This window comes from Burkholderia torrens (assembly GCF_984668525.1).
The window spans coordinates 291949-304229 of sequence record NZ_OZ480212.1; the positions used below are offsets into that span (position 1 = coordinate 291949).

9 protein-coding genes and 1 pseudogene are annotated in these 12281 nt (G+C 67.2%); 9 read left to right on the forward strand and 1 reads right to left on the reverse strand.

Features of this window, described 5'->3' with window-relative positions; translation table 11 throughout:
* Positions 1-35: 35 nt before the first annotated feature.
* The 9 genes and pseudogenes from AC5LXX_RS17710 (at position 36) to AC5LXX_RS17750 (ending at position 11210) form a co-directional block, all read left to right on the forward strand.
* Positions 36-1415: an MFS transporter gene (locus AC5LXX_RS17710; protein ID WP_493412466.1), complete on the forward strand. Its 1380-nt coding sequence runs from the start codon at positions 36-38 to the stop codon at positions 1413-1415.
* Positions 1416-1459: 44 nt separating this feature from the next.
* Complete coding sequence (locus AC5LXX_RS17715; protein WP_493412467.1) at positions 1460-2611, forward strand: porin; 1152 nt, start codon at positions 1460-1462, stop codon at positions 2609-2611.
* 11 nt (positions 2612-2622) lie between these two features.
* Positions 2623-3669: an amidohydrolase family protein gene (locus AC5LXX_RS17720; protein ID WP_493412468.1), complete on the forward strand. Its 1047-nt coding sequence runs from the start codon at positions 2623-2625 to the stop codon at positions 3667-3669.
* On the forward strand, positions 3666-4946 hold the full coding sequence (locus tag AC5LXX_RS17725) for an MFS transporter (protein WP_493412469.1): 1281 nt from the start codon (positions 3666-3668) through the stop codon (positions 4944-4946). The genes AC5LXX_RS17720 and AC5LXX_RS17725 overlap by 4 nt, the downstream gene beginning before the upstream one ends.
* Positions 4943-6181 (forward strand): MFS transporter, encoded by a 1239-nt coding sequence (locus AC5LXX_RS17730; protein ID WP_493412470.1) that lies wholly within the window; start codon positions 4943-4945, stop codon positions 6179-6181. Before AC5LXX_RS17725 ends, AC5LXX_RS17730 begins: the two co-directional genes overlap by 4 nt.
* A gap of 11 nt (positions 6182-6192) precedes the next feature.
* The gene (locus AC5LXX_RS17735; protein ID WP_493412471.1) at positions 6193-7515 is read left to right on the forward strand and encodes an MFS transporter; all 1323 of its coding nucleotides are present in this window, start codon (positions 6193-6195) and stop codon (positions 7513-7515) included.
* Between the two features lie 155 nt (positions 7516-7670).
* Positions 7671-8464 (forward strand): annotated as a pseudogene (locus AC5LXX_RS17740) (amidohydrolase family protein).
* A 167-nt stretch (positions 8465-8631) separates the two neighbouring features.
* Entirely contained in the window at positions 8632-9822 is a 1191-nt protein-coding gene (locus tag AC5LXX_RS17745; RefSeq protein ID WP_493412472.1) for a M20 aminoacylase family protein, read from the forward strand.
* Positions 9823-9878: 56 nt separating this feature from the next.
* A complete protein-coding gene (locus AC5LXX_RS17750) occupies positions 9879-11210 on the forward strand; it encodes an MFS transporter (RefSeq protein WP_493412473.1) in 1332 nt (443 codons plus the stop codon).
* 34 nt (positions 11211-11244) lie between these two features.
* Here the strand turns inward: AC5LXX_RS17750 and AC5LXX_RS17755 are convergent, their stop codons facing one another.
* Positions 11245-12165, reverse strand: coding sequence for a LysR family transcriptional regulator (locus tag AC5LXX_RS17755; RefSeq protein ID WP_493413455.1), 921 nt, complete (start codon positions 12163-12165; stop codon positions 11245-11247).
* Positions 12166-12281 lie beyond the last annotated feature (116 nt).

Consider the following 12281-nt stretch of genomic DNA (forward strand, 5'->3'; position numbering starts at 1 on the left):
ATCGCGCCGCCAGCCGCGCGACGAAGGAGACAAGCATGACCATTTCGCACGCGCTGCATGCCGGCGACGACGCACCGCGCGTCGCCTCGCCATCCGCGGAGCGCCTGGCCGCCGACGATTACGCGGCCAGCGAGCGCACGCTCGCCAAGGCGTTCCGGCGCATTCTGCCGTTCATCTTCGTCTGCTACGTCATCAGCTATCTCGACCGGACCAACGTCGGTTTTGCCGCGCTCACGATGAACAAGGATCTCGGTCTCACGGCCGAGCAGTTCGGTGTCGGCGCCGGGCTGTTCTTCATCGGCTATTTCCTGTTCGAGATCCCGAGCAACCTGATCATGCAGAAGGTCGGGGCGCGCGTGTGGATCGCGAGAATCATGATCACGTGGGGCCTGTTCTCGATGGCGACGGCGTTCGTCGTCGGCCCGAAGAGCTTTGCGGCCGCGCGCTTTCTGCTCGGGCTCGCCGAGGCGGGGTTCACGCCCGGCATCTATCTGTATTTCACGCACTGGTTTCCCGGCAAGTGGCGCGCGAAGGTGACGGCCGCCTTCCTCGTCGGCATCCCCGTCGCGAACATGATCGGCTCGCCGATTTCCGGTGCGTTGCTCGAACTCGGCGGCCTGCATGGGCTGCGCAGCTGGCAGTGGCTGCTGCTGATCGAAGGCGTACCGGCCGTATTGCTCGGCATCGCGTGCCTGTTCGTGCTGGCCGACCGTCCCGAGAAAGCCGCGTGGCTCAGCGACGAAGAGAAGGCGTCGCTCGCGAAGCGCCTCGCGTTCGAGCAGCGCGACATCGGCGCGAAGCACGGCAGCAAACTGCGCGATGCGATAACGAACTGGCGCGTGTTCGTGCTCGCGTTCGTCAACTTCTGCGGGATCGTCGGCTCGCTCGGTGTCGGCTTGTGGATGCCGCAGATCATCAGGCAGTTCGGCGTCGAACACGCGGTGGTCGGCTGGCTGACGGCCATTCCGTATGCGATCGGTGCCGGCGCGATGCTCTGGTGGGCGCGTCTTGCCAATCGCGCGGCCAACCGCATTCCGTATGTCGCCGGTGCACTGGCCATCGCCGCCGTGGCGTTGTGCGCGAGCGCCTTCCTTCATGCGCCGGTCTTCAAGCTGCTCGCACTGTGCGTGACGGTGAGCGGGATCCTCGCGTTCCAGTCGACTTACTGGGCCATCCCGTCGGGCTTCCTCACCGGCCGGGCCGCCGCGGGCGGACTCGCGCTGATCGTGTCGGTCGGCAATCTCGGCGGCTTCGTGGGGCCGTCGATGATCGGCGCGCTCAAGCAATTCTCCGGCGGCTTCACTACGCCGCTCATCGCCGTGTCGGGTGTGCTGCTGCTCGGTGCTTTGATCATCGCGTGGCTCGGCGATCCGGGCTCGGGCGCAGGCGAAGCGCCTGTCGCCCGCGAGCCGTGAATTTTTCTTCGTCACACAACCCACAAAAACAGTTTGGAGACTTCATGTTGTCGAATCAGGCCAGCCAGTATGCCCGCCCAACGTCCCGCTTCGTGCGCAGCGCCGTCACCGTCGCGAGCGCGACCTTGTGGTGCGGCGCCGCGCATGCGCAAAGCAGCGTCACGCTGTACGGCATTGCCGACGTCGGCATCGAGCACATCAACAATACGAGTACCGGCGGCGCGCAGACGCGCGAAGCGTCGGGCAATCTGTCCGGTTCGCGCTGGGGACTGAAGGGCGTCGAAGATCTCGGCGGCGGCATGAAAGCCATTTTCCAGCTGGAAAACGGCTTCAACATCAATGACGGCACGACTGCGCAGTCGACGAAAGGCCTCGGTTCGAATGCCGCCACGACTTCGCGATTGTTCGGCCGGCAGGCGTGGGTCGGGCTGTCGTATCGAGGCCAGCAGCTGACGTTCGGCCGCCAGAACTCGCTCTTCTACGAACAGGCCGTGGCCTTCGACCCGATGGGCGCGTCGTCGCGATACTCGGTGCTGTCGCTCGACTATGCGGCGGCCGCGCGTATCGACAATTCGGCGAAGTACACCGGCGTGTTCGGTCCGCTGACGGCGCAGGCGATGTACAGCACCCGCTACGACACCGGGTACGGCGCCGAGGTGCCAGGCGCGCAACTCACCGGCCGCTTCTTTAGCGGGGCGCTGACTTTCGCGCAAGGGCCGCTCGCCGCGAGCGTGTCGTACGAGCAGCGCAACAGCAACACCGTCGCGACGAACACGGGTACCGAGCGTCGCGCCACGGCCGCCGCGTCGTATGCGATCGGACCGGTGAAGGGATTCGCCGGTTATCGCTATCTTCATGCGTCGAACGCGTTCCTGCCCGCGAACCCGATCCGTATCGCGAACGGGTCAGAAGCCAGCGCGGCGAACCTGTACTGGGCCGGCGCGCAATACGCGGTGTCGCCGGCGTTCGTGGTCACGGCAACGGCCTATTACCAGGACGTGCATTCGACCAGTGCCGATCCGTGGCTCGCCGTGCTCTGTGCGGACTATCTGCTGTCGAAGCGGACCGATATCTACGCGACGGCGGGATTCGCGCGCAACAAGGGCGGTTCCGCGCTCGGCGTGAACGGCTACGGCACGGTCGCGCCCGGCCACGACCAGACGGGCGTGGTGATCGGCATGCGCCAGAAGTTCTGAGGGCGAGTGCGATGCAGACCGTTCACGCGCCCCATCTGCCCGTCCGGCCCGAGTGGCTCGCACTGCGCGACGAGCCGGTGCTCGACCCCGAGCTTGCCATCGTCGACGCTCATCACCACCTGTGGGACCGCCAGACCGGGCGCTATCTCGCGGACGAGTTCGGCGCGGACGTGCGCAGCGGCCATCGGGTCGTGTCGACGGTCTACGTGCAGTGCCGGTCGATGTTGCGTGCAAGCGGGCCGGATGCGTTCAAGCCGGTGGGCGAAGTGGAATTCGCAAGCGGCATCGCCGCGATGTTCGACAGCGGCGCTTACGGCTCCACGCGATGCTGCGAGGCCATCGTCGGCGGCGCCGATCTTTCGCTCGGCGTGGAACTCGATGCGGTGCTCGACACGATGCTGCAGGTGTCCGGCGGCCGACTGCGCGGCATCCGCAATCCGCTCGCGTGGCATGCGAGCCCCGACGTGCGATCGAGCCCGGTGACGCCGCCGCGCGACCGGATGTCCGATCCGGCCTTCCGGCAGGGCGTGACGACACTCGGCCGCTACGGGCTGTCGCTGGACGCGTGGGTGTATCACACGCAACTCGACGATCTGTACGAACTCGCGCGCACCTGCGAGGGCGTCACCGTCGTCATCGACCATTTCGGCGGTCCGCTCGGCGTGGGCCCGCATGCCGGCCGGCGTGCGGAAGTTCATGCGCAATGGAAACGGCAACTCGCGCGTCTCGCCGCGCTGCCGAACACGCGCATGAAGCTGGGCGGGGCGGGCATGAGCGTGTTCGGTTTCGACTTCGCCGCACGCGACCTGCCGCCGTCGTCGCAGGAACTGGCGGCGGCGTGGCAGCCGTATTTCGACACCTGCGTCGAACTCTTCGGCGTCGATCGCTGCATGTTCGAAAGCAACTTTCCCGTCGACAAGGGGATGTTCGGCTATCGCGTGCTGTGGAACGCCTTCAAACGACTCGCGTCCGCGATGTCGGCCGATGAAAAGGCCGCGCTATTCAGCCGGACGGCCGCATCGACGTATCGCGTCGCGATTCCCGGAGACAACCGATGAAGACGAGTGCAACCGTGGCGACGCAGGACATGGCGTCCGAAGCCGCGGAACAAGAGTCCACGCGCATTACCGGTACCGAGTGGCGTTCGCTGTCGCTCGCGGGGCTCGGCTGGACGTTCGAGAGTTACGACTCGTTCCTGCTTTCGCTGCTGCTGCCGACGCTCGCGCTGCAGTTCGGGCTGAGCAAGGCGCAGCTCGGCGTTTTCACGAGCGTCACGGCGGCCGGACAGATCGTCGGCGGCATTCTGTTCGGCTTCGTGTCGGACCGGATCGGGCGCGTGCGCACCGCGCTGCTCTGCGTCGGCATCTACTCGTTGTTCTCCGGCCTGATCGCGTTTGCGCCGGACGCGCACTCGTTTGCCGCGCTGCGCTTCTTCGGCGCGCTCGGCATGGGCGGAACCTGGACCGCCGGCGCGGCGCTCATCGCGGAAACCTGGCATCCGAGCCGGCGCGGAAAGGGCGGCGCGCTGATGCAGATGGGCTTGCCGATCGGCGCGATTCTCGCGATCGCGATCTCGGGCATCGTCGGCGCCGCGCATGGCGGACTGGCCGGCGACAGCTGGCGTCTGCTGTTCCTGATCGGTGCGTCGCCGTTCTTCATTCTGTTCTGGGTCGCGCGCAAGACGCCGGAATCGCCGATCTGGCTCGAACGCCGGCACGCGAAATCGCAGGCCCGCAAGCCCGGCACGGCAGGTCACGAGAAGCTGAACGTGCGCGGCTTGTTCACCGCCTTCTGCTTCATCTTCTTCCTGCAGTACCTCTACTGGGGCGTATTCACGTGGACGCCGACGTTCCTGATCACGGTGAAGCACCTCGACTTCGTGCATAGCCTGAAGTTCGTGCTGGCGTTGCAGTTCGGCGCGATCACCGGGTTCCTGCTGTTCTCGGCATGGGTCGACCGGATCGGCCGGCGCCCGATGTTCCTGGCGTACCTGCTGGTCGGTGCGCTGGCCGTCGGCGTGTATATCGTGTCGGCGAATCCGTTGCTGCTGATGGCCGCCATCTTTCTGACCGGCTTCAGCGTGAACGGCATCTTCGCGGGGGCCGGCCCGTTCCTCGCGGAGATCATCGGCAACACGGCATCGCGCGGGTTCTTCATGGGCCTCGCATACAACGGCGGCCGGCTCGGCGGCTTCATCGCGCCGTTGGTCATCGGTGCGCTGGCGTCGACGTCGGGCGGCTTCGCGCTCGGACTCGCGACGACGATCGTCGCGTTCATCGCCGCGGCCGCGGTCGTGCTGTTCGCGCCCGAAACGCGCGGGAAGACGCTGTCATGAACGTGGCAACGCAATCGGGATGGGTGAACAAGCTGTTTCCCGCGCTGACCGAGGCATCGCTGCGGCGCTATCTAAGCGGCCAGGTCGCGTCGGTGCTCGGCAGCTGGACGCAGAACGTCACGCTGAATCTGCTGATCTATCACCTGTCCGGCTCGGCGGCGATCCTCGCGCTGCTCAACTTCCTGCTGTACGGGCCGCAGTTGATCGTCGCGCCGGTGGCGGGCTCCCGCATCGGCTCGGCCAACGCGCGCCGCGTGACGCTCTGCGTGCTGATGACGTCGCTGCTGCTGACGGGCAGCCTCTTCACGTTGTCGCTGCTCGGCCTGCTCGGCGTGAAGCTGATCCTCGCGCATGCGCTGGCGATCGGCGTGTCGAGCGCGGTGGAAACGCCGGCGCGGCAGGTGCTGCTGCTGACGAGCCTCGAGGATGCGACGCACACCTCCAACGCGGTCGCGATGAATACGATGGTTTACAACGTCGGGCGCATGGTCGGCCCGACCATCGCCGGATTCGTCTATCCGACGCTGGGGCCCAGGACGTCGTTCGCGATCTATGCGCTCGCGCTGTGCTTCATGGCGACGTGCGTGCGGTCGATCCGGACTGCGGCGGTGGACCGCCCGTCGCGCGTGGAGAGCGGCCTGCGCGACGCGGTCGGCTATGTGCTGTCCGACGCGTTCTCGGCCCGCTATCTGCCGATTCTCGCGTGCATCGGCCTGTTCGCAGGCAGCTACCAGACGCTCGTGCCGCTGCTCGCGGACCAGGGCTTTCACGACGCGGCGCGCTTTACCGGCGTGTTCTTCGCGTGCGCCGGCGCAGGCTCGTTGAGCGCGGCGGTGCTGCTGTCGTCGGCGTTCGGGCCGCGCGCATCGCGCCGGTTCATCGCGTATGCGCCCTGGACGGCAGTCGGCGCGCTGGCCGTGCTGGCCGCGACGACCGATGCGGCGGGATCGATTCCCGCGTTCTATGCGCTCGGCTTCAGCCTCACGTTCGCGGCCACGTCGACGAACGCGACCATTCAGCGCCAGTGTCCGGAACACGTGCGCGGCGGCCTCGTCGGCATGTACGGCATGGCCTACAACGGCACGATGCCGTTCGGTTACCTGCTCGTCGGAAGCGCATCCGAGGCGCTCGGCGTGCGCCACACCTTCGCCGCGATGGCCGCCGTGCTCGCGTGCGGCGTCATTGCAATCGTCGCGTGGCAACGATTCACAGCAACGCGCTCAGGCGCACAATAAACGGAGACAACATGCAAGCCGGTTCCATGGAAGCGTCCGCGGTCGAGCGCCGGACCATACGAAAGGTCGTCTGGCGACTCATTCCCTTTTTGATGATCTGCTACCTGCTTGCCTTCATCGACCGGGGCAACGTGGGGATGGCGTCGCTGCAGATGAACCACGACCTCGGGATGTCGGCGACGGTCTTCGGCTTCGGCAGCAGCCTGTTCTTCATTTCGTACTTCTTTTTCGAAGTACCGAGCAACCTCGCGCTGCAGAAATACGGCGCGCGGATCTGGATCGCCCGGATCATGATCACGTGGGGCATCGTGTCGGCGGCGACCGCGCTCGTGCACAACGCGACGACGTTCTACGTGCTGCGCTTCCTGCTGGGCGCCGCCGAGGCCGGCTTCTTCCCGGGCGTGCTGCTTTATCTGTCGTACTGGATTCCCGCGCAGTACCGTGCGCGGATCGTCGCGACGTTCATGGTCGCGATTCCGGCCGCGAGCTTCATCGGCTCGCCGATCTCCGCGCTGCTGCTGCAGATGGACGGCGTCTGGGGCCTGCGCGGATGGCACTGGCTGTTCATCCTCGAAGGCATTCCGACCGTGCTGCTCGGCATCGCGTGCCTGTTCATGCTGACGAACAAGCCGGAACACGCGCGGTGGCTCGACGACGACGAGCGCGCGTGGCTCTCGAGCGCGCTCGCGGCCGGCCATAAGACACGCAAGAAGGTGCCGTCGCTGCCGCTCACGCAGCTGTTCCGCAACCGCTACGTGCTGTGCCTCGCACTCGTCGACACGTGTGCTTCCGCGGCAGGCAGCACGCTGTCCGTGTGGCAGCCGCAGTTGCTCAAGTCGTTCGGCCTGACCGTCATGGAGACCGGCCTGCTGAATTCGGTGCCGTACGCGGTGGCCTCCGTCCTGATGGTTTACTGGGGCCGGCGCTCGGACCGCGTCGGCGAACGGCGCTGGCACACGGTCGTACCGATGCTGCTGATCGGCGTGGGCCTGTTTGCGACGTCGCTGAGCGGCTCGCTGCTGCCGACGGTCTGCATGCTCTGCGCGGTGCTGGTCGGCGCGTATTCGTTCAAGGGGCCGTTCTGGGCGCTCGCGACCGACATGCTGTCCAACAGCACCGTGGCGGCCGGGCTCGCGACGGTCAATGCAATCGCGAACCTGCTCGGCGGCGGGCTGATGGTGAACGTGTACGGTTGGGTGAAGGCGGCGACGGGCAGCTACGCGCTCGCGTTGATGCCGCTCGCGATCCTCACGCTCGTGAGCGTCGCGACGCTGTTGCTGCTCACGCGCAATCACGCGTCCGGCAAGCTGGTCGGCAAGACGGGGACCATCTGATCATGGCGTGCATCGCGAGACGCAGGTTCCTCCGGATCGCCGGCGCGACACTGGCTTCGGCTGCATTGCCGAGGCCGGCCGCTGCCGACGAAACGTGGTCGAGCGGCATCGAGCGCCCGGCGTTCCGGCTGCCCGAGGGCGCGATCGACTGTCACATGCACATCTACGACGACCGGTTCCCGGTCGCGCCGGGCACGACGCTGCGCCCGCCGAATGCGACCGTCGCGCAATACCGGAGCGTGCAGGCGCGTATCGGTGTGAAACGCAATGTGGTCGTGACGCCGTCGACGTACGGAACGGACAATCGCTGCACGCTGGCGGCGCTCGCGCAGTTCGGCGACGGCGCGCGCGGCGTCGCGGTCGTCGACGGTACCGTGAGCGACGACGAACTTCGGGTGCTCGATCGTGGCGGCATCCGTGCGATCCGGTTCAACCTCAGCTATCCGGGCGCGACGACGCTCGACATGCTGGCGCCGCTCGCCGCTCGCCGCTCGCCGCGCGCATCGCGAACCTCGGGTGGCACATCGAGCTGGTGGTGCAGGGCGCGCGGCTGCCGGAGCTGGAGCGTCATCTTGCGGTGCTGCCTTGTCCGCTCGTGATCGACCATATCGCGCATGTGCCGCAGCCCGGCGGGCTGTCGTCGGCCGCGTTTCGGACTGCGCAACGCCTCGTCGAAAAGGGCCATACGTGGATCACGTTGTCGGGGCCGTACGTCGACAGCAAGACGGGCGCGCCTGCCTATGACGACGTCGCACCGGTCGCGAAGGCGCTGATCGAGATGGCGCCGGAGCGCATGCTCTGGGGCACCGACTGGCCGCACCCGACGCAGAAGACGGACAAGCCGGACGACGCAAGCCTGCTGGACGTGATCGCCGGCTGGATCGGGCGTCCGGACTGGCAGCAACGGATATTCGTCACGAACCCGGCGAAGTTGTACGGATTTGCATAGATCGAAAGCTGCACGGCCAAACCGAGGCATCCGTACTAACCCTGATTAAAAATTCTTATCATGGTGAAAAATTCAGCATCTTATTGAACCGATATCGGCTGGATATAGTGGCTCGCTTTCCCGCACGCCTCCCCGGCGTGCGCAGACGAACGGCAGGAGCCCCTTTGATGACCACCGATACCCGCTTCACCGAAGTCGAGGATCTGATGCCCGCCGCCGGCGGGCTGCGCGAGATCCGTCACCACATCCATCACCATCCCGAACTCGCCTACGAAGAGCACGATACGGCCGCGCTCGTCGCGGACAAGCTCGAGCAATGGGGCTGGCAGGTGACGCGCGGGGTCGGCAAGACGGGTGTCGTCGGCACGCTGCGCGTGGGCGACGGCGCGCGCAGCATCGGCATCCGCGCCGACATGGACGCGCTGCCGATCGTCGAGGCGACCGGCCTGCCGTATGCGAGCGGTACGCACGGCAAGATGCACGCGTGCGGCCACGACGGCCACACGACGATGCTGCTCGGCGCCGCGCAGCATCTCGCGAAGACGCGCAACTTCTCCGGCACTGTGCACCTGTATTTCCAGCCGGCTGAAGAGCACGGCGTCGACAGCGGCGCGAAAAAGATGATCGACGACGGCCTCTTCGAACGCTTCCCGTGCGACGCCGTGTTCGGCATGCACAACCATCCGGGCGCGGCGCCCGGCGTGTTTCTCACGCGGCGCGGCCCGTTCATGTCGGCCGGCGACAAGGCGATCATCACGATCGAAGGCGTCGGCGGCCACGCGGCGCGGCCGCACCTGACGGTCGATCCGGTCGTCGTCGCCGCGAGCATCGTGATGGCGCTGCAGACGATCGTCGCGCGCAACGTCGACCCGTCGCAGCCGGCGGTCGTCACGGTCGGCTCGATGCACGCGGGCACCGCGAACAACGTGATTCCGAACGGCGCGCGCCTCGACCTCAGCGTGCGTTCGTTCAGCCCGGAAGTGCGCGCGCTGCTCAAGCGCCGTATCACCGAGCTGGCCGAGACGCAGGCCGCGAGCTACGGCGCGACCGCGAACGTCGAGTACATCGAAGGCTATCCCGTCGTCGTCAATACGGATGCCGAAACGGATTTCGCGGCGCAGGTCGCACGCGAACTCGTCGGCGATGCGCACGTGGTCGAGCAGACCGACCTGCTGATGGGCAGCGAGGATTTCGCGTTCATGCTGCAGAAGCGGCCGGGTTCGTTCGTGCGGCTCGGCAACGGCGAAGGCGAGGACGGCTGCATGGTGCACAACCCGAAATACGACTTCAACGATCGCAACCTGCCGATCGGCGCGGCATTCTGGACGCGCCTCGTCGAGCGCTACCTCGGTCGGTGATCGCAACGGCGGCGCGCGGCCGGCGCTTCCGGCCGCATTGAGTGGAGACGACAAATATGCAGAAAGACCATCTCGCGCTGCACCCCGCGTCGACGGGCGCCGCCGCAGCCGGCGTGCCTGCCGCGCCTGCCGTCACGCGGCGCGGCGCGATCGCCGCGGCCGTGATCGGCAACTGGCTGGAATTCTTCGATTTCACCGTGTACGGCTTCTTCGCAGTGCTGATCGGCAAGCTGTTCTTCCCGTCGAGCGACGCGACAACGTCGCTGCTGTTGTCGGTCGCGACGTTCGCGGCCGGCTTCTTCACGCGGCCGCTCGGCAGCGTCGTGCTCGGCGTCTATGCGGACCGCAAGGGACGCAAGGCCGCACTGAACCTGACGATCATGCTGATGGCGCTCGGCACGGGCCTGATCGCGATCGCGCCGACCTATGCGCAGGTCGGCGTGGCCGCACCGCTGCTCGTCGTGTTCGCGCGGCTGCTGCAGGGCTTCTCGCAGGGCGGCGAATTCGGCGCGGCGACGACGACGCTGCTCGAACAGGGCGGCACGTCGCGGCGCGCGTTCCGCGCGAGCTGGCAACTGGCGACGCAGGGCGGCGCCGCGCTGATGGGCTCGGGCTTCGCGGCGCTGCTGTCGAACACGATGACGAAGGACGCGCTGGAAGGCTGGGGCTGGCGGCTGCCGTTCCTCGTCGGCGTGCTGATCGCGCCGGTCGGCATGTACTTGCGCCGCCGGCTCGCGGACGACGCGCCCGGCGACCGCCATCACGGGATCGAGCGCGGCGTGCTGCACGAGCTGTTCTCGAAGCACACGCGCACCGTGGTGCTGCTGATGCTCACGGTGATGGGCGGCACGGTGTCGACCTACATCCTGACGTTCTACATGCCGACTTACGCGATCCACACGCTCGGGCTGCCGATGAAGCTGTCGATGTTCGTCGGCGTCGCGTCGGGCTGCGTGATGCTGGTCACGTGCCCGCTGTTCGGCTGGCTGTCGGACACGCTCGGCAGCCGGCGCCTGCCGATCTTCATCGGCCGCGGCGTGCTGGTTCTGCTGCTGTTCCCGGCGTTCTGGCTGATGAACCATCACCCGACGCTGTCGGTGATCCTGCCGCTGACCGCGCTAATGCTGCTGTTCTATTCGCTCGGCTCGGCGTCGGAAATGGCGCTGATGTGCGAGTCGCTGCCGCGTCACGTGCGGGCGACCGGCATCTCGATCGCTTATGCGCTCGCGGTGACGATCTTCGGCGGCACCGCGCAGCTGATCGCGACCTGGCTCGTGAAGACGACCGGCAGCAAGCTCGCGCCGGCCGGCTACGTGGCCGCGTGCGTGGTGCTGTCGCTGATCGCGGTCGCGATGCTGCGCGAGACGGCCCAGGAGTCACTGGACTGACGCGCGACGCGGGCGGCGGCGCACCCTCGTGCGCTTACCGCCCGCGCACCATCCTCAGGTACGACGCGAGCATCGTCGCGAGTTCCTGCGCGGCCGGCGTCAGCGGCACGGCCGCACGCTGCAGCAGGCAAATGTCCTGCGACTCCGCCTGCTCGCGCACGGGCACCTTCACGAGCGCACCGGCGAACGGCCCATGCTGCGTGATGGCTTCGGTTTCGAGCGCGAGCGAATCGGTCTGCGTGACGATCTGCAGCGTTTCGAACATCCCTTCGACGGTGGCGAGAATCTTCGGCGGCGGCTGGCCATGCGCGTCGAAGTACGCGAGCAACCGGTTGACGACCGGGTCGGCGCTGAGGTTCGGCGAGCGCGTGGACACCCATCCGTAACCGGCCAGCTCCGCGAGCGATTGCGCGTGCATCGCCGGATGCCCGTGGCGACAGACGACCACCGGCGCCGACGCGCGCAGCGGCGTGACCGCGAGATCGGTCGTGTCGGTCTGCTTCGCGACCAGCGCGATCGCGAAATCCACCGCGCTTTCGCGCAGCCAGCCGATCATCATCCGCGACGTGCCGGTGCGCAGGTGCACGTCGACCTTGTCGAAGCGCGCGCGGAACGCGGTCAGCACGGGCGCGAACGCGTCGATCAGCGGCTCGGCGACGAGGCCGAGCGTGACGGTGCCTTCGTACGCGCCGCTCAACTGACGGATCTCCCGCTCTACCTGCTCGCATTCGCCGAGGATCGAACCGGAGCGCGCGAGCAGCCGCTGGCCGACGGCCGTCGGCACGATCCCGCGATTGGTGCGCGTGAACAGCGTCGCGCCAAGCGTCGCCTCGAGGCTCTGCAACTGCTGCGTGACGCCGCTTTGCGCGAGATCGAGCGCGCGTGCGGCGGCGCGCAGGCTGCCGTGCTCGACGACGGCCTGGAAGATTCGGAGCTGGGACAGCGTGAACGCCATGAGCGAGCGGCGAGGCCGGTGATCGGAAATACCGATCATGATAAGGCAGTCGATGGTTCCGGCGACGGGCCGTGACGCCTACGATCGCAGGCAGTCCGGCTCATGCCGTTTGCGTC